Source organism: Luteolibacter sp., assembly GCF_039920825.1.
Lineage (GTDB): Bacteria > Verrucomicrobiota > Verrucomicrobiia > Verrucomicrobiales > Akkermansiaceae > Luteolibacter.
Window position 1 is genome coordinate 21,660 of record NZ_JBDSCX010000090.1, and the last position, 18,965, is coordinate 40,624.

At 57.4% G+C, this 18,965-nt stretch carries 10 protein-coding genes; 4 read left to right on the top strand and 6 right to left on the bottom strand.

Going from position 1 to position 18,965, the window contains the following annotated elements:
- Positions 1 to 59: 59 nt before the first annotated feature.
- Positions 60 to 974, top strand: coding sequence for a FecR domain-containing protein (locus ABIQ96_RS26420; protein ID WP_348217667.1), 915 nt, complete (start codon positions 60 to 62; stop codon positions 972 to 974).
- Positions 975 to 1,007: 33 nt separating this feature from the next.
- Here the strand turns inward: ABIQ96_RS26420 and ABIQ96_RS26425 are convergent, their stop codons facing one another.
- The 6 genes from ABIQ96_RS26425 to ABIQ96_RS26450 all read right to left on the bottom strand — a co-directional run bounded on the left by ABIQ96_RS26425 (position 1,008) and on the right by ABIQ96_RS26450 (position 10,968).
- The gene (locus ABIQ96_RS26425; protein WP_348217668.1) at positions 1,008 to 3,239 is read right to left on the bottom strand and encodes an ATP-binding cassette domain-containing protein; all 2,232 of its coding nucleotides are present in this window, start codon (positions 3,237 to 3,239) and stop codon (positions 1,008 to 1,010) included.
- Between the two features lie 80 nt (positions 3,240 to 3,319).
- The gene (locus ABIQ96_RS26430; protein ID WP_348217669.1) at positions 3,320 to 5,401 is read right to left on the bottom strand and encodes an adenylate/guanylate cyclase domain-containing protein; all 2,082 of its coding nucleotides are present in this window, start codon (positions 5,399 to 5,401) and stop codon (positions 3,320 to 3,322) included.
- Between the two features lie 36 nt (positions 5,402 to 5,437).
- Positions 5,438 to 6,799 carry a cytochrome c3 family protein gene (locus ABIQ96_RS26435; protein WP_348217670.1) on the bottom strand — a complete coding sequence of 454 codons (1,362 nt, stop codon included), beginning with the start codon at positions 6,797 to 6,799 and terminating at the stop codon, positions 5,438 to 5,440.
- Positions 6,800 to 7,170: 371 nt separating this feature from the next.
- Positions 7,171 to 8,001 carry a hypothetical protein gene (locus ABIQ96_RS26440; protein ID WP_348217671.1) on the bottom strand — a complete coding sequence of 277 codons (831 nt, stop codon included), beginning with the start codon at positions 7,999 to 8,001 and terminating at the stop codon, positions 7,171 to 7,173.
- Positions 7,983 to 9,734 carry a cyclic nucleotide-binding domain-containing protein gene (locus tag ABIQ96_RS26445; protein WP_348217672.1) on the bottom strand — a complete coding sequence of 584 codons (1,752 nt, stop codon included), beginning with the start codon at positions 9,732 to 9,734 and terminating at the stop codon, positions 7,983 to 7,985. The genes ABIQ96_RS26440 and ABIQ96_RS26445 overlap by 19 nt, the downstream gene beginning before the upstream one ends.
- A 10-nt stretch (positions 9,735 to 9,744) precedes the next feature.
- Complete coding sequence (locus ABIQ96_RS26450; protein ID WP_348217673.1) at positions 9,745 to 10,968, bottom strand: 2Fe-2S iron-sulfur cluster-binding protein; 1,224 nt, start codon at positions 10,966 to 10,968, stop codon at positions 9,745 to 9,747.
- Between the two features lie 522 nt (positions 10,969 to 11,490).
- Between ABIQ96_RS26450 and ABIQ96_RS26455 the strand changes: the two genes are divergently transcribed.
- From ABIQ96_RS26455 to ABIQ96_RS26465, 3 genes are read left to right on the top strand one after another with little or no spacing between them, the layout of a single operon-like run.
- On the top strand, positions 11,491 to 12,519 hold the full coding sequence (locus ABIQ96_RS26455) for a multiheme c-type cytochrome (RefSeq protein ID WP_348217674.1): 1,029 nt from the start codon (positions 11,491 to 11,493) through the stop codon (positions 12,517 to 12,519).
- Between the two features lie 27 nt (positions 12,520 to 12,546).
- Complete coding sequence (locus tag ABIQ96_RS26460) at positions 12,547 to 14,970, top strand: hypothetical protein (protein WP_348217675.1); 2,424 nt, start codon at positions 12,547 to 12,549, stop codon at positions 14,968 to 14,970.
- Positions 14,971 to 18,864 carry a hypothetical protein gene (locus ABIQ96_RS26465; RefSeq protein ID WP_348217676.1) on the top strand — a complete coding sequence of 1,298 codons (3,894 nt, stop codon included), beginning with the start codon at positions 14,971 to 14,973 and terminating at the stop codon, positions 18,862 to 18,864.
- Positions 18,865 to 18,965 lie beyond the last annotated feature (101 nt).

Here is an 18,965-nt window from a genome sequence, read left to right on the forward strand (position 1 = left end):
TCGCAATTGAACGAGTGTCTGTTCAAGAATTGCGATTCCCAGGCTAGTGCCAATTCAGCGTGAAAACCCCATTGATACCGGCGGCTTGGATTATTTCCGGGGGCATGGTGGCATTCGCCGCAGAGCCCCTAACGGAGAGTACTTTTACGGAAATCATCCAAGAGGCGAATGTGGTGACGGCGGCGAACAAGTCCGGAAGTCCCGCTAAAACGAACGAGGTTTTCAAAGTGCCGGACCTTGTGCGGACGGGTCGGGACTCCCGTGTCGAGCTGACGGCCAAAGACCAGACCATCACGCGTGTTGGTTCCAACACGACTTTCACCTTCGCTCAGGGTGGCAGGGAGATTCTGCTGAAAAATGGCGGTGTCTTGTTTCATTCGCCTGCGGGTGTCGGTGGTGGTGCGATCAAATACAAAGGCAGTTCCGCGGCGGTTTTGGGAACCACCGAGATTGGCCAGGTTCTGCCTGACGGTCGTTTCAAAGTGCTCGACCTTGAAGGCAATGTCGAAGTCAGCTTGGTAAACGGGATTTCAGTTCGACTGAAGGCAGGGCAGATGGTCATCGTCAGTCCCGACGGCACAAAGTTCAGCGAGGTGACTAATTTTAATTTGGCGGAACTCGCGTCCCATCTTCTGCTCGTGGTGGGATTTTCCGAACCACTTTCATCGCGTTCACTGATTGAGGCGGCGATTGAACAGCAGAATCAGGATATTGCCAACGGACGCCTAACTATTTCGGGTAACTGGCAGGAAGCCGGCTTGGGGTTGGATGTCGTATTTTCCCCCATGAACGACTCGCTGTTTTATCTCAATGGCCTCGACTTCATGTGGAATCCGCTCGATTTCCCTGGGATCGGCCCGGTCGGCCCGACGCCTGGTGGCCCGGGTGGCCTGCCACTGATACCCCCGGTTCTGCAACTGATTGTCAATCCGCCCGTGATCAATCCGCCACCAATGACCAATGTGAATCCATAGGTTTCCTGGCAGTTCGTCTTTTGTCCAAAAAGTCTATGATCTGAGAACCGTGCTGGAAGCCTTGAGTCTTTCCGCGACGACCTTTTCGAACGCCTTGCGAAGTCCCGGCTCGCGCTCCAACAACCTGAGGAACGGATCGCGTGCCAGTGTGAGGAAAACGCAACTGGTGCTGGTCCGGACCGTGGCGGTGCGGGTGGTGTCCTCCATCAGGGCGATTTCCCCGAAGTGGTCGCCATCGTCCATCGTGCGGATTTGTTTCTGCCCGCCGTCATGGGTTTTTACCCAGACCGTGAGCTTGCCGCGGGCAACCAGATAGAACTTGTCACCCGGGTCCCCCTCGCGGAAAACATCGCGATCCGCCGGGCAGCGTTCGGTGATGAATATTTCCGCGAGCGCCTCCAAGGCGGCCGTATCGAGGGTTTGCAACATGGGAATGGAATGCAGGCGGGCGGCCTCCACCCGCGCCCCGCCGCCATCCTCGATGACGAAGCCCTGCTGCTTTTCCCACAGCGTGGTGTAAAGACCGCCCATGGTGATGAGTTCCTCATGTCTTCCCTGTTCCACCAAATGCCCGCGATCCATCACGAAGATGCGATCCATGCCGACGATGGATGCCAGCCGGTGAGTCACGGAAATCATGGTCCGCCCCGCTGCCGCGCGTTCAAGAGTTTGATTGATCGACGCTTCGGTGGCGGCGTCCAGTGCCGAGGTGGCCTCATCCAGCACCAGCACCCGTGGATCGCGGAGAAGGGCGCGGGCGATCGCGATGCGTTGCCGCTGCCCACCTGATAGACGACCGCCTCTTTCTCCCACGGAGGTTTCGTAGCCCTCGGGCATGGCCATGACGAGGTCGTGGATTTCTGCGGCGCGGGCCGCTGCCTCGACTTCCGCATCCGTGGCGGTTGGCTTGCCGATGCGGATGTTCTCGCGGATGGTGGTGTTGAAGAGGATGCTTTCCTGAAAGACGATGCCGAGCTGGCCGCGCAAGGATTCCTGGGTGGCGGCACGCACGTTGTGGCCATCGAACTCGACTTTTCCGGCGGCGGTCTCGTAGAAACGTGTTAGGACCGTGAGGACCGTGCTTTTGCCGGATCCGCTCGGTCCGACAAAGGCGACGGAATCGCCCGCGTTGATCGAAAAGCTGACGTCGTCCAGGTTCAGTTGCGCCGGGGTGTAACCGAATTTTACGCCGCCGAAGCGGATTTCCCGCGACAGGCGTGGCAGCGGTGGGGCATCGGGCGGGTCGAGGACGCCGGGATTTTCATCGAGCAGATCCTGAATCCGCTGCATGCCCGCCCCGGCCTGAACCAGCGTCGGATAGTAATGGGTGGCTGTGGCCAGCGAGTCGATGAAGTTGACGAAGAGTGCTTGGAACGCCGCCAGCGAGCCGATGGAGAGCTTGCCGTGGAACGCCATGTAGCCGCCCACGCCCAATACCAAAACCTGCACCACCAGCGTGCCGATGTAGGCTGTCCGCTCGATGAGCGAGCTGAGGAAACTAACACGCAGGCAGGCCGCCGCTTGCAGTGAAAGCCGCTCGGTGAAACGGGCTAACATGGATTTTTCAAGGCTGAACGCCTTGATGATCGAATGGCCCGCGATGTTTTCCTGAACGGCGCCGGCCATTTGTGATTCCTTTTGCTTGCGCTGGAATCCGGCCTCCGTCGCGCGCGGCGTGATCAGCCGGGGCCCCATGATGCAGGCCGGGATGGCCAGCATGGCGATGAGTCCGAGCCGCCAGTCGAGCAGGAATAACAGGACCGCGCTCAGGGTGATTTCCAGCACCGGCAGCGCGCAACCGTCCAAGGCGGATGTCAGGGCGTTTTCAAATGACGAGAGGTCGCTGGAAAAACGGGCGATGATGTCAGCGGCCTGCGAGCGGGCGAAGAAATTGGCGGACAACTGTTGGAGATGCGTGAACATCCGCAGGCGCAGGTCGTTCAACACGCCGGTCGAGAATTTCGCGTAGAGATAGTCGAGGCCGAGACCTGCCGCCGATGCCACGACGAGACTGGCGGCGAGACCCGTGAGAATGACCACGAGCATTTTTTCGTTTCGCGGGAGGATCGCGTCGTCCACCAGGTATTTGAAACTCATCGGCACGGCGGCGCTGAACGCCATCTCGATCAGCAGACCGCCGAGAATGAGCAGGCCCTTGCCCCGGTGGATTTTTAATTCAGTTAGGACCAGCCGCAGGATTTGTCCGATGCCGGATGACCGGACTCGCGACACTTCGGGGTTTGCCTGCGGCGTTTCATGAACCATTCGATTCAAAGGGTTTACAAGGTATTAGGAAAGATTCACGAACGAAGCAATCCCTGAAGCGGGCGATGAAGTCCACGGGTCTATTTAGCGTCCATTTTCCAAATGCCATGCCATTCGGTGGGAGGCTGTGCCTCTAGTTCGGTGCAGCGTGCGACCAGAACCTTGCCGGGACCGTCGGAATATTCGAGCACCAGCGATTCAAATTGCGCCCGGGCTTCCGTAAAACGGCCTGCGGAATAATCGCTGTATGCCGTTTGATAGCGGCGGCAGATTTGCTCGAAATCCTGCGTGGTGCAGGGATTCTCAAACTCGAACAATTCCACGGGTTCGCTCTTGCCCTTGACGATGACGCGATCCACCAGGCGATGATTGCTCCGGGTGCTGAACTGGCCGAAGGTCACGCTCGTTACTAACAATTTAACACCGTAATACTTGGTGAGTGCCTCCACCCGCGAGGCTTCGTTCACGGTGTCTCCGACGAGGCCGTAGTCGAGCCGTTGCGCGGAACCTTTGTTGCCTACCAGCACCGCGCCGCTGTGGAGTGCGACGCCATATCCGAACAATTTATGCACCTCCGGCGATAGCTTGGGGCGGACCGCTTCCATGGCGGTGATCAATTGGATCGCGGCGCGATGGGCCCGATCCGCGGCATCGGGCTGAGCTTGAGGCGCGCCCCAGTAGCTCAGGAATTGGTCGCCAAGAAAGTGTTCCAGATTTCCCTCCTCGGCCATGATGGCATTCGTCTGCGCCTCGAAGATGAGGTTGAGGAGTTCGAACATTCCCTGCGGCCCGAGAGCCTCGGCCAACGGTGTGGAATTCCGCAGATCCGTGAGGAGCAATGTCACGTCGGCGCGGCGCGGCTCCATCGAGCCAGGGTCCGCCAACACCGCTTCCAGCACCTTCGGGGAAAAATAGAGTCCCATCGTGTTGCGCAGTTTCATCCGCTCCAGCCGCTCTAACACAAAATCGTAGGTGAGGACGATCAAACTGCTTACGATCAGGACCAGCAGCGGAACGGCGAGCGGCACGATCCTTCCGGCATGGTCAAACAGAACTTGTGCGATTACCATGTACGCGGCGCACAAACCGACTACTGCTAACAAACGCTTCGCCGGCTGGCGAATGACGAAACAGAAACCCGCCGCGACGACACCCGCCAGGGTGATGATCCACAGACGTGCATTTTGGGATGGCTCTTGTATGAACTCGCCGTGCAATGCAGCGCCGAGGACCTGAAGGTGGATTTCAGGACCGCCCATTTTTTTCGGGTCGATGAAAGGCGTGTTGTGTTCGTCGTGGAAGATCTCGGCGGTCGGGCCTAGCAGGATGATCTTGTCCTTGAAGAATCCTCCGCTGGCATAGGACTTTTCCCAGAGCTTGGGGGACAGAATATCGCCGATCGGGCAGGGTTTGTAGGCGGAACCCGCCGGAGCGGTGTAGCGGAAAGGCCGGGAGCCATATCCTGGCGGGATGGCCTCCGCATGACCGGATTTCCTCAATGTGCGGGCATCCAGCGATTCCAGCACGACACCTTCGGGGACGATGTCACCGACCTGCCCGGCCGTCTGGCGGAAACTCAGATTGCGCAACGTATCATCGAAATCCGGCCAGATATTGACATAGCCCAGCCGGTCATCCTCCACGGGGGAATTTACCGCTGCCGGAGCGAGAACGCTCTCAGCGGGCAACATCAATTCGCTAAATTCACCGCGATCCGTTTTACCTACATTGATGTTATAGCCGATGACGATCCGGTCCCTGTATTTCTCCAATGCCTGATTGAGTTTGTCGTCGCCCGCGCCCGGCGCGGCGAACACAAGGTCGATCACGATGACCTTGGCCCCGGCATCCGCCAGTTTTTCGATCAACCGTGCCCACACCGCGCGAGACCATGGGAAAGTCGTTTGTAATTCCCGCAGCACCGGCTCTGCCTGCAATTCCTCCTCGCTGAAATCCGAGGTGTAAACCGGCTTGTCGATGCCGATGAGAACGAGCCGTTCATCCACCGGCGTCTTGCGGCCCAGCCGCATCTGCCAGTCCTGTGCGAAAAACTCCACCTGCTGCAATGGAACGAATCCCCGTGCCGATAAAAACACAAACACCAGGGTGCAGGCTGCGCAGATCGCAAGGACGATGAGGGGGCGTTGCAGGTTGGGTTTCATCAAGGGATGATTCTCAGGGACGAAGTGTCCGTTATCCTATGGATCCGCCCGCTGTTTCACCCCGGCGGGGGAGAGGAGCTGGCCGGGAGATTTCGGAGAAATCAGATCCGGTTGGCTGTTGTGATAGTTGTGGCACCTGATGCAGCGGCTATCAATCCCTCCCTTGTCACTGTGACACTCCATGCAGGATTTGATCGGCGGTAGGTTGAGATCGCTTGTGAGTGTGCTGGTCAGCACTTTGTGGCAATCAAGGCAAGCCAGTCCCTTCTGGTGCAGGTCGTGATTGAATTTCCCCAGGACCATCCACCGATCTGGAACTGAGACCTTCCTGATCTCAGGAGTCGCATTGTCACTTTTGGGTTCTGATACCGCATGGCATGTTGCGCAACCCGCGAATGGTGCCCGGAGTCCACCGGGCATTTCACCTTTCATGTCCGCGAAGAATACGGCGCGCTCCAGATTCTCACCGGTTTGGTATAGCTTTTCGATGCCATCTTTTTTTTCCCGCACATACTTTATGAGTTCTTCCCGACGGGTGATGCCCTGATGGCTGCGGCCATACTCTTCGTACTGAATATTGAGACTGCGAAGGTAGGCACGAACATAGTAAGGATCGCCGTGCGGCAAATAGATCCCGGGTTTGTCTTTGTCAGCGGGGGTAGCCGGATCGAACTGCAGGGTATGGCATTCGGCACAATGCTTCTCGTAGGTGATAGGCCGTTGGTATTCGCCCCTGGCATCGCGCTCGTGGCAGTCGGCGCAATTCAGAACCCTTGGAATCTTACCCGTGCGCAGGTGGATCTCATGATTGAATTTCAGCGAATTTTCATCGCGAACTCCGTCCCGAATTTGCCGGAACTCGGGATGATCGATATCAAACGCGGTGATCACTTCGGTATAGCCTTTTGCCGGACGCTCACGGGATTGGATCTTCAGGTCGGCTTTGGACGTGAAAGAAGAAAAGGCGTGGGGGTCTATCATCGTTCCCATTTTCGATGATGCAGCCATGAGTTCGGCTGAGCCGTGGCACGACGTGCAGTAACCACTGTTTACTTCCGGCATGAATCCGTTGCTCTGATGTTCCTTGTGACATTCGGAGCACGCGAATTCGGCAGCCATGTTCGGCTGGTGGAACTTCTTGCCTCCGTGGCAGGACAAGCAGTTCGTATCCATCGCGGAGCTTTCGATCGGTCCTTTCTTGATTAATTTCGCCGGAGCCAGCCCGTGCTGGAAGGCGTCGAAAGCCTTTGACTGCCAAGAAGCCACCGCCGGCCCCGCGCTGTCGTGACAAGCGGAACAGTTGCTGGGATCGCCCGGAAACTTTGTGTGGATGGCCACGAAAGCGGCACTTGAGTGGACATTGGATATGGGACCTGGATTGATGAAATCATTCCGCATGTTGCGGCTGAGGCATACGAACAGGATGAGAAAACTGGCGATGATGGTGAACGCGACCACACGCTTCCGGATCGATCGAAGGGTTCTGCGCGGTTGGCATTTGGGAATCGCATTGCAGCAGGTTCCGTCCGGAAAAGGGCCGTTCTCACACTTGCCACCCCCGGTTCGCGGGCGCGTGCATGTCCAATGCCCCTTCACCTCTCCCGGTTTCACTGCTAACAGGGGCGCGCACTCATAAGTCGCCCGACACTTTCCCTTGGGTGAAGGACCGATCCGGCAAGGGCAACCCTCGCAGAGATGCCCGCACTCCCAATCCAGATTGGGGCGCACATACTCCTTCGAGGGGAATACCGATGAATGTTGGCTGGCTTTCATGTGCCGGAAAACGCGTGGACGAGGATGATATGCAGCACGCTGAAGATGAGCAGGGAATAGCTGAGCGGAATATGCGCGAACAGCCACAGCCGGAGAGAAGACTGTAACGCGTGCTGGTAATCGAGCATGTGCTTCTGAGCGACGAGGTCCCTCAGCTTGTCTAACATTTCCTGCTCGCTCTTTTTGGCATATCTTTGCACTTCATCAAACTGGGAAATGTGTGCAACCAGCGGAGCACGTGACTGCCGCAAGTGCGCCCAGCGGTTGCAGGACCTGGTGAAAAACATCCCAAGCCTTTTCGAATAAAATTCCGCGATGACAGGTGAGGTCTGGCCATCAACGCCTGCCGATACCAGCGCTTCGGCATCCACACGCAGGTTGCTCCGCACATAAGGGATGCGCTCGAAAGGTGTTTCGTATCCGGCAACCGTGAGCATCCGTGGAAAGGCCCGGCTGATCCAAAAGCCGATTACTCCCGTCACGAAAACAATCACATAGCACCAAGCGAGCAGTTGATTGAAAGTGCCCGCGGGCCATGACAAACCTATATGCACGAAAAACAACGCCCCCGAGAACACTCCCACATAAAGATGCAGTTGCATCCAGAAGCTGGCACTGCCGAGGCGCAGGAAAGGAATCCGTTTGCGCAGGTTGAAGAATGTAAGAAACAGCATCACCGCGAACAGCACCCAGCCGCTCAGGTAAGCGTGGCGCGGATACAATGGAGCGTATTGGATATAGACTATCAGCAGCCCGACGACCGACAACGTGGTCATCAAGGTGCTGACAAACCTCCTTCGGGTGAGCTCTATTTTCTTTTTAGCCACTGCGTGAGGGAGGTTACATGGGATAAATCCGTCCGGCTGAGAGCATCGTGCGGGCAAGCGTTTTGGCAGGCGGGGCCGCTTGTTTGCTCGACGCACAAGTCGCACTTGGTCGCTTTGAGGATGGGTTGGAACTCTTCATCCACCAGAAACTCGCCATCGCTGGATCTTACCTCGACCATGCGGATCGAATCATAGGGGCAATTCGCGGCACAGGTGCCGCATCCGATGCAGGTGGCCGGATTGATCACGACTTCTCCGCCGAAGCTTGTCCGGTGGATGGCACCAGTCGGGCAACCGATCATGCACACCGGGTCGATGCAGTGCATGCAGGCGTTCGCAATCATCAGATTGTCGATCATCGGTCCATGCCGCAGGAAGCGCGGGTTGCCATCGTGGGTCGAAGCGCACGCGCGCACGCAATCGTCGCAACGGGTGCAGCGGTCCATATCAATCACCATCGACTTCGTGCCGTTGAAAAAGCGATGCTCCGCCATGAACTCCATCAAGCTGGATGATGGCGCGCCACCGTCCTCCGCGGATCGTGCGTCCGCCGGTTCCAGCATGTTTTCCGGAACGGGGCTGGCAGGGAAATCCGTTTCCACCAATGCCCGGTTCGCGAATTTTTCGAGCGAAGGTGTTGGAATGAAAATCAGGTGGGCGTATCCCAGCGAGCGGAGCGTGTAAAGCGACTGCGCCTCCTGCCGGGGATTTTTCCAATGATTTGCGATCTCCTCATAACCGAACGCGCTGCCCGCCCCGATGTAGTTCAAGGTGCGCTCACCATTGCCATATTTCTGGCTCACCCGGCAGAATCCGGCGCTGATCAGATAGATCCCGTTACTGTATTCTCCTTCTCTGACGATGACCGGCTCGTTTGCGGAGATCGCCTGCTCACCATCCTTCGCCAGCTTGAGGTATGAGCCGGACCAGTTGTATTCACCGTAATTCTCAAGCTGGGCTTCCTGGCACAATTGCACGTACCCCGACTCTTCCAAGTGGCTGAAAAGCGGGTGATGCCGGAGGAAATTTTTCAGGGAGTTTTCCCGATAGATCTGATCGATCTGTTTCTTCAGCGCGGAATCATAACGCATGATGTCCCGCAGCCCTTCCCAACTGAATTCCAGCAGGAGGGTCCGCTTCGTAGATGCCACCACGGTGGCGGTTCTTGGCATCCGGCTGAGCGCTGAAATTTCACCGAACAACTGGCCCTTTTTCAGAGCGACGGTCTTTGAATCGGAAACGATCTGTGGATAATCCTGTAGATAGACGGAGCCGCTTTTCCTGTTGATGGAGGCGTTGGGATTGTCCTTCGCACGCGGGGATTTTTTGCTCCATCCCTCCGGTTCCGGGTGGTTGTTCCACAATTGGGCGACACGCGCGAAGAAGCTCTTTTTGACACTGGGTGCGCGCCCCAGAAGCTGGGGATCAATTTGCGGACGCAGGATCACATCGACCTCACCCTCCAGGACCAGATAGGCCGAAGTTCCGTAATCGTCCTTTCGCAGGATGATTTCTCCGGCGGCGTACTCGCGCACGGCAGTGTCAGCCCGCAAGATCCCACGCAGAGGGGTGCCGGCCGGAAATGCGCGCTCGTCCATGCTGGCGAATGGTTCCGTTGCCATCAGCATGTCCAGCGTGGCATCGCTCATCTCCGGATCCAGCGGATCATCCCAGCGGCCGGGACGGGCCGTCTGGCGGGTGATGCTTGCTAGAGATGTATGAGATTCTGCCATATTGAGCGCCTTAGGCATCGATTACCATTTTTCCTCTTGGTCGGCAAATGCAGCTCAGGCAGGTGCCGTCTTCCGGAGCAGCCCCGGGTTCCAGAATGTATTCGACTTCGCCATGTTTGATCGCCACCAGGCAGGATCCGCAACTGCCCGCACGACAACCTCCTTCAATGGTGGTGATTCCGTTTTTCTCCGCAAACTCCAGAAGGTTCTCCATTTGGGAATCCCACGGCACTGTTTTTCCAGATCGGGCGAACTCGATCGGGATCACCGGTTGGCCGGCTGTCTCGGATTCGGCCTTGGCCTCTTTCGGCCCGCTCTTAACGGTGGCCGGGCCAAAGGCTTCGAATTTCACGTCCTTCTTCGGCACACCCCAGTCGTACAGGCCGTTGACGAGGGTATCCATAAACGGCCCGGGACCGCACAGATAGTATTCGTAATTGCTGGAAGGCAGAATCTCCTTCATCAGGTCATTCGTGACGCGGCCCTCGTGGTGATATGCCTCGCCCCGGACGTCCCCGGCAAGCGGACGGCTGTAACAGATGTGGAGCCGCATGTTAGGATTGGCCTTCTGCAATTCGATGACTTCGTCCCGGAACATGTGGTCAACGCTGTTGCGGCAGCCGAAGAAAAAGTAAATTTCCCTGTTGTCCTTGATATGGGTTAAAAAGCGGGCCATCGCCAGCATTGGCGTGATGCCGATGCCGCCGGAGATGAGAACCACCGGACGATCGACCTCAACATCAAGAAAGAACCGGCCACTGGGAGCTTTGACATCGAGGATGTCGCCTTCCTTGATCTGGTCACTGAAGTAGCTGGAAACAATCCCCGGCGGTATGCCGGGTTCGTTCGCCGGCGCTAAGGCGCGCTTGATCGTGACCCGATAATGGTCGTCAACAAGAGCGCCGTCCGAGAGCGAATAACAGCGGACCAGAGGCTTGCCGGCGTTCGGCGGATGCAGTTCGAAAGTCAGATATTGACCGGGCTTGAACGGTGGCAGCGGCCTGCCGTTGTGTGGAGTGAGATAGAACGAGTAGGTGTCCTCGCACTCTTCCACTTTCTTGGAAACGGTGAACTTGCGATATCCATTCCAGGCGGATTCCGGTGCCGCCTGCGCCCGAAGGTTCAGGATCTCGATTTTTTTGTTCAGTGCGTCGAGCTCGAGCCGGTTCCGTTTCGCCTCGAAACGATATCTGGCTGCCACGGTCCACCATTGGGTGACGACGTATCCTAACATCGTGACGCCACCGGTTAACCCAATCGCAAGGAGAGGGTTCGAAATTGCCGAACTTAAGATCTCGGAGTTCAGATTATTGGTGGATGGACGGATTTTTAAAGCAGTGCATGAGGGGGATGTTTGTGGTCTTTTACGTGGCCCGTTCAAATCCAGCCAGCGCCTTCAACCAAGCTATTGACCCGCCGGGCGTGGCACAAGCAGGGAAGAAGGATTTCACGATTTTTCTGGGGACACGCTTTGGGACCCACGACACTCTTCTCGTTTCTTTCACTCCGGAGGGTTCTGCGACGGGGGAAACTACCCCGAATTCAGCTTCGTGCCGTTCCACGCGAGCCGGCAGCTTGCGAGTCTCTGCCTTGGGTGTTTCTCTATAAGCTTGCCACCTCACCCCTTGAAATTTTTAGATTCATTGGAGTGGGGAAGAATCGACTATTTTTGACGGCAATGATGTCGGTGTGTGTCCCGCAGGTCGGGGCAGGGGAGCCACTTGACACGGCAAAGGTAATTGGCTTGCAGACTTGCATGACCAGCGGCTGCCACGGCGGGGCAGGGCTTGATCGTGGAGCTTATACGATTTTCAAACGTTTTGATCCCCATTCCGAAGCCTCCGCCACCCTGACCAACGGGCGTTCCAACGCGATGGCCCGACAGCTTGGGATTGAAAATGCCGCGGAGTCAAAAAGCTGCACGATCTGCCACTCGCCGATGAGCCAGGTGCCTCCGTCCAGGATGGCGGCACCTCCGGAAGGGCACGCGGTTGACAGCGGGGTCTCCTGCGCCAACTGCCATGGCCCCGAGGAAAACTGGCTGCTTTCCCACACAAGGCCGGATTACCCGAAAGACGCTCTTGCGCGGCTCGGCATGCGGCAACTGGGCAGCGCCTATCAGCGGGCAAACAACTGCGTCGCCTGTCACCAGAATCTCAGCGACGAGCTCGTGAAGGCGAAACACCCGCCGTTGGTCTTCGAGCTGGACGGCCTGCTGGTGGCCGAGCCCAAGCACTGGCGCGAAGAGGAGGGATTTTCTAACACGAAAACCTGGTTGGTCGGGCAAGCGGTGGCATTGCGCGAAACCGCGGCGCAAGCCAATCGTGAACCCGGTGAGCGCAGGTCCGCCGAAATCGAGGCCATTGGAGCATTGTTGAAAGCAACAGGCACCGGCTGGAATGACTCGTCCAAAGATCTCGTTCGCGCGGCGGATGAATATGCAAAACGAATTTCGAGCGGGCCGATGAGTCAGGAACAAACCCGCACGATATTGTCAAAACTGATAGGCGATCGTTCGCCCTTTCAAGCCGATGCCTTCAGCGCGGTTGCCCCCGGATTTCGCTCGTGGTCGGTGGGCTATTATGCCGAGCGCCTGACACTGGCCATCGATCGCCTGAACCAGTCACTTGTCGCCGCCGGACAGCCGGCGGTGATCGGCAAGGAACTGCTGGACGCGCTGTTCGATGCCGCGAAACCGCCGGAAAGCTTCGATGCTGACACAGCCGATCAGTTCGTCAAAAAACTCGATCGGATCTCTCTCCACGTTTCGGAACAGGGCCGATGATCTTCAATCCATGGAATTTTTGAATTCATGAGCGACGGATTTCTCAGAACAGGCAGTCGTCTTTTGGCGGCCTGTTTGAGCGTCCTGTTGACGACGACCTGTTATCATCCGCCGCATGTGCATACTCCGGATTGGGATTTGGCGAAAGGGGAGAAGCGTCCGGATCGTCTCACCGCCCAGCAAACCTTGTCCGATGTCCTGCCGGCGAGCCCCGCCTCTTTCTCTCCCGATCCGAGTCCGAATCCCCCGCTGGAACCCGCCTTGCCTGTTTTTGAAATCACGGAGGAAACCACTATTGATAGAGATTTCCTGCTGCCCCCGACGCAATTCAACCCCGATCCTGGAGCTGGAATGGATGCCGGTGTCCTCGCTGGTGAAGAGGACAAACCTCGGGAAAGCGGCCGGTTTTTCAAAGACGGCCCCGCCGATGATCGTTTCTTCAGCCGGGATGCGGGTGTCCCGAAGGAATCTCCCAAGTATGTCCCGAGCATCCCCGAGGATTTGCAATTGCCGCGGCAGGGATTGGAGCAGCGCCGGATAGATGCCGAACTGGTGCAGGGCCCGGAGGGGCGTTACGAACCTGACATCGACGAGCCGTTAGTCCTGCCCAGAAAAGATGTCCGCTATGAGGAGCACATTTCAGAAAACTGGCACGCGGGTCATCACGAGCCTTCTGACGATCCGCCCAACGCCCTTTCTGTCGAGGATCGCTACCGGGTTGCGACGGGAGTGTGGAATCGCTACCTCGATGATAGTCTCGCAGAAACTCCCTACGAGAGAAAGACGCCATACCTCTGGCACCCCTACTATCAGAGTTTGCTGAAGGGCGATCTTCCCATCATCGGACCGGACATTTTCGTTTCGCTGACCCTGCAAAACAGCACTGAGATCGAGCAGCACGAAATCCCCATCCCCTCGGGTGTCAGCACGGCGCGGCCATCCAGTTCGGAATTTTACGGCAGGGGCGATCAGACCGTCATCAATACCAATACCAGTCTAACATTCGATTTGTTCAAGGGAGAAACTTCGTTCAAACCGGTCGAGTGGCTGTTCCGCATCCAGCCTGTTTTCAACACCAACTACGTCTCTGGTTACGAGGCAAACGTCATCTCGCCGGACCCGCGCGGGCTGGACCAATCCACGTCCAATCCACCCAACAATTCCGGCATCGGAAATCCCGGCGATGTTGGCGGATTCCTCGATCCTCTGCTTTCTCCCGCCAACGGAAATCTGCATGGAACGAGGGCAACCGAGCGATTTGAGAACCAAGTCGGATTGCAACAGTTCTTTTTGGAATCGCACCTGCTGGATCTATCTGAAAATTACGACTTCGCGGCCTTGCGGGTAGGCACTCAAACATTCAACGCCGATTTCCGCGGCCATGTATTTCTGGACTCGAACTGGGGATACCGGCTTTTCGGCAACCTGCAGAAAAACCGCATCCAGTATAATCTGGCGTTGTTCGACCTTTTCGAAAAAGAGTCGTTTTCAGAGCTGAACACCTTCGATGACCGCCACCAGAACGTCCTTGTCGCCAACGTCTATTATCAGGATTTCCTCACCGAAGGCTACACCGCCGAATTCAGTTTTCTGGCCAACTGGGACAATGGAAGCCGCACCGGCCTGACCTATGACAGCGCGGGAAACATCGTCCGCCCGGCACCCATCGGCACCGTGGCTCCTCACGATCTCGAGGCCTATTACCTGGGCTGGAATGGCGAGGGCCACATCGGTCGTGCGAACATCAGCCATTCGCTCTACCACGTGTTCGGCAAGGACGATATGAATGGTGTTGCCGGGCGCGAGGTGGACATCAGCGCCTGGATGGCGGCCATGGAAGTTTCCGTCGATACCAACTGGATGCGCCACAAGTTCACCCTCTTCTGTGCATCGGGCGACGACGATGCGACCGACGGCACGGCGACAGGGTGGGACGCGATCGTGGATAGCCCGAATCTCATCGGCGGCCCCTTCAGCTACTGGGAAAGGCAGGGAATGAATCTCGGCGGCACGGGGGTCGCGCTGAAGCAGCGTCTGAGCCTGATTCCCGACCTGGGTTCCAACAAGTTATTGGGCCAGTCGAATTTCGTCAACCCCGGCATCTTCATCGCCGGACTTGGCGAGGAATGGGAGCTAACACCTCGCGTGAAGGCATTCGCAAACCTGAATTACCTCCTGTTCATGGACACGGATTCCATCGCCACCGCGCTTCTGACGGATGACATCAATCGGGAAATCGGCTGGGATCTCAGCTTCGGCATGGAATATCGGCCTCTGCTGATCGACAACCTGAAACTGAACGTCGGGCTGGGAATGTTGTTTCCCGGAGAAGGTTTTAAAGACATCTATAGCACGTCCCCGACTCCTGTGCCCGGTTACACCTCCTCAGGTTCCAATGGTATTTCCGATGTCCTCCTCAGCGGTTTCCTGTCCGCAAACATGACTTTCTAAATGAACCGACTCACCATCTTCCTCCGCATCATCTGGGCACTGGCTGTTAGCGGGGCAGCCTTGTCCGCGCAAGATGTGGCCCCGGATTACAGGAACCTCTTCGGGCCTCCGATCGCTGCAGCGGATTCTCCGAAAGGCAAGGGTGCGGCAATCCCGAAGGCCAACAAGGTGGATCAATCCAAAGCCGCAGCGATGAAAAAAAGCAGCGGCTGCATTTCCTGTCATGAGAACTCGCACGATCCGCATGCCAGTGAATTCGTCCGCCTCGGGTGCACGGACTGCCACGGTGGCGATCCCACTCCCGGCCTGACGATGCGCCAGGCACACCCGGCACCGCGCAATCCCGTTTTTTTTGAAAGCTCGGCGAACCCAAATTCCAGCGATGTCCTGCTCAACCATGAATCTCCCGAGTTCATCCAGTTTATAAACCCGGGGGACCTGCGCGTGGCCAAGAAGACCTGCGGCGACTGCCATGCGGAGTCCGTCGATCACGTCGATCACAGCATGATGCGGCACGGCGCGATGCTCTGGGGCGCGGCGGCCTACAACAACGGGTCCTATCCGCTCAAAGATTCGATATTTGGCCAAGCATACGGCTCTAACGGCGTTGCTCTCGCCCTGCAAAGTCCGATCAAGGTCACGCCGGAAATGCAGAGAACGATGGGCATCGTGCAGGAAATTTTTCCGTTGCCGCGTTTCAACGTCTCGCAAACGGGCAACATTTTCCGGATCTTCGAAAAGGGCGGAACCAAGCTCGCGGAACTTGGCAATCCCGATCCTTTCGAGTCGCCCGGCAAGCCGTTCCGTCGCCTTGGCGAGCGGGGGCTCGGCACTCTATCAAGGGTCGATCCTGTCGTCATTGGTGCGCAGAAGACACGGCTGCACGATCCGTTGCTGGACTTCCTCGGATCTAACAATCGTCCGGGTGATTACCGTTCCAGCGGTTGCACGGCATGCCACGTCGTCTATGCGAACGACCGCTCTCCTTCAAATTCCGGTTGGTATAGCGCCTTCGGAAACCAAGGTCTGTCGTTCAATCCGGACCCGATGATTTCCAAAAAGGAAAAAGCCCACCCCATCGCCCACAAATTCACCCGCAGCATCCCATCCAGCCAATGCATCACGTGCCACATGCACCAGGGCAATTTGTTTGTGAACCCCTACCTTGGATACACCTGGTGGGATCAGGAATCCGACGCGGAGTTCATGTATCCGAAGGAGCAGCACAACCCGACGGACGAGGAAATGGTCAAATCGCTGCGTGCGAATCCCGAAGCGGCGGCAGCGCGCGGCCTCTGGGGTGATGTCAATTTCCTCGAGAAAACCGCGGAGCTGAATCCCCAACTGAAAGAGACCCAGTTCGCTGACTACCACGGCCACGGATGGGTGTTCCGCGCCGTGTTTAAAAAGGACCGCGAAGGGAATTTACTAACCTTGAAAGACGAGAAAATTTCGCCTGACGACAAGGACAAGTTCAAGAAGGCCGTGCACCTCAAGGACATCCACCTCGCGAGGGGAATGCAGTGCGTCGATTGCCATTTTCTCAACGATTCCCACGGCAACGGCTTGCTCAATGTCGAGCCACGGGCGGCCACCGCGATCACCTGCATCGATTGCCACGGAACCGTTAGCGCACACACCACCCTTGTCACCTCCGGCAAGGGCGGCACTCTCTCGGAAGAAGGAAAAATCAAGCCCGTTGATCTGCACGAAAGCAACACTCCGTTCGGCCCCCGTTTCACTTGGAGCGCGGACGGCAAGCGGCTGATGCAGCAGTCTTCGATGGAGCCGAACCTCCAGTGGGAAATCCCTCAAACTCTCGACACCGTCACGCCCGGATCCGACCACTACAACATCATGAGCGCTTATGCGAAAACGCTGAAGCGCGACGGAAAAAGCTGGGGAGCTGTCCCCGATGATTCCAAGAAATGTGAGAAGGACCTCGCCCACAGCAATGAGGCGATGGACTGCCAGACCTGCCACACGTCATGGGCGACCAGTTGTTTCGGCTGCCACATGCCGATGGAGGCGAACTCAAAAATGGCCGCTAACAAATTCGAAGGAACCACTTCCCGGAATTTCAGTTCATACAATCCCCAGGTCGTGCGCGACGATGTCTTTATGTTAGGTCGGGACAGCACGGCCAAGGGAAACCGGCTGGCAGTTCTGCGTTCGTCGAGCGCTGTGGTGGTCGGCTCCCAAGGAACGAACCGCGAACAGTTTTACAGCCAGCAGCAGACCGTCTCAGCCGAAGGTTACTCCGGCCAAGCCTTCAACCCCCACTTCGCCCACACCACCAGTGGCGTTGGCACGACGAAAAACTGCACGGACTGCCACATCTCGGATAGCAACGATAACAACGCGATCATGACGCAGCTCCTCGGGTTCGGCACGGGCACGGTTAACTTTTTCGGAAGATTTGGCTATGTCGGGACCGATGACCACGGGCTGTCCGGTGTCGCATGGACCGAGCGTACCGAGCCGCAGGCGGCGATCGGCAGCCACCTGCATCGAATCGCCTATCCGACCAACTACAGCGAGCATCTCGCCAACCACTCGATCCTGAAAACCGGCTATCACCACGAAGCCAAGGGCGGCGTTCCGGACCTGCAGGCGCGGGGTGAATACCTCTACGCCGCTCTCGGGAAGAACGGCTTTGGCGTGTTTGATATCGCCAACATCGATAACAAGAATTTCTCCGAGCGCATCACCACTTCCCCGGTGTCACCCTTCGGGCAGGACACGTTTATTAAAACCGCCAATGCCACCTCCGTCGCCTTGCCGAGCACTCTCATCAACGATCCCAAGCGCAACCGGCTCCCGCAAAACGAGGAACAGCCGATCGCCGAATATCACGGTTACGCCTTCGTGACCGATCTCGAGGAAGGACTCATCGTGGTCGATGTCGCGACCCTGCTCGATGGCAATCCCGCGAACAATTTCCTCCAACGGGCCGCCACTTTCAATCCTAACGGGACTCTCAACGGAGCCCGCCACGCCTGGATGGCCGGACAGTGGCTCTACATCACCACCTCGCGCGGACTGGCCGTGATCGACGCATCGAATCCTAAATCCCCGGTTCTCGCCGGCGGCTATTCCGGCCCCGCCCTGCACGGCGCGCGTCAATCCACCGTCCAGTGGCATTACTGCTTCGTCACCGATGACGACGGCGTGAAAGTCTTCGATGTTTCCGAGCCGGCGAAACCCACCCCGATTTCTGCGGCGTCCATTTCATTGGCAAATACAGGCGGTCTCTACGCTGCTAGAACCTATCTGTATGTCGCCAACGGCCCTCAAGGCCTCGCCATCATTGATATCAAAAACCCGGAAAAGCCGCGCCTCCTCAGTCATTTCACCGCGGGCGGCCAGCTCAACGACGTTCGCGATGTCCAGGTCGGTTCCGTGAGCGCCTCCATGTATGCGCTCGTCGCCGACGGTCACAATGGCATGCGGGTCCTGCAAATGATTTCCCCGGAAAACGTTCCCGGGCACATGGGCTTCTCACCCAAACCCGAGCCAAAACTCATCGCCACCTACCCGACCGAAGGCGCGGCCGTCAGCATCTCCCGCGGCCTCGACCGAGACCGCGCTGTCGATGAAAGCGGCAACCAAACCGCAGTCTTCGGTCGTCGCGGCTCCCGCCCTTTCAATCTTGAGGATATGAAAGCCTTCTTCCGTAAACCCACGGGCGAAGGGCAGGGGACCCGCAACGGCCCCATGTATAAAGTCTCCGACGTCAAACACGGCGAAAACGACACCCTCCTCGACACCTACGGAAAAACCCTCGCGCCCACCCTTCAGTTTACGATTCCAAAATCGGCGGAGCGGGATGAACCACCGCCATACAGGGGGCGCTTGAGACAGCGGAGAGCCCCCGACGGAATGCAATGGTGAACGAGCCAATGCGGGGCAATGCGCTTTCCTGAATGCTCAAGTTACAAATGTAGGATCGCTCCAGGCGACCAAACCAAAATGAGAGCAGTGATGCTCCCATT

Bases quoted from the DNA above. Each gene is read 5' to 3' on its own strand.
- ABIQ96_RS26435 (WP_348217670.1), bottom strand. From the start codon at position 6,799: ATGCGGAATGATTTCATCAATCCAGGTCCCATATCCAATGTCCACTCA.
- ABIQ96_RS26445 (WP_348217672.1), bottom strand. From the start codon at position 9,734: ATGGCAGAATCTCATACATCTCTAGCAAGCATCACCCGCCAGACGGCC.
- ABIQ96_RS26460 (WP_348217675.1), top strand. From the start codon at position 12,547: ATGAGCGACGGATTTCTCAGAACAGGCAGTCGTCTTTTGGCGGCCTGT.
- ABIQ96_RS26450 (WP_348217673.1), bottom strand. From the start codon at position 10,968: ATGTTAGGATACGTCGTCACCCAATGGTGGACCGTGGCAGCCAGATAT.
- ABIQ96_RS26465 (WP_348217676.1), top strand. From the start codon at position 14,971: ATGAACCGACTCACCATCTTCCTCCGCATCATCTGGGCACTGGCTGTT.
- ABIQ96_RS26425 (WP_348217668.1), bottom strand. From the start codon at position 3,239: ATGGTTCATGAAACGCCGCAGGCAAACCCCGAAGTGTCGCGAGTCCGG.
- ABIQ96_RS26455 (WP_348217674.1), top strand. From the start codon at position 11,491: ATGACCAGCGGCTGCCACGGCGGGGCAGGGCTTGATCGTGGAGCTTAT.
- ABIQ96_RS26430 (WP_348217669.1), bottom strand. From the start codon at position 5,401: ATGAAACCCAACCTGCAACGCCCCCTCATCGTCCTTGCGATCTGCGCA.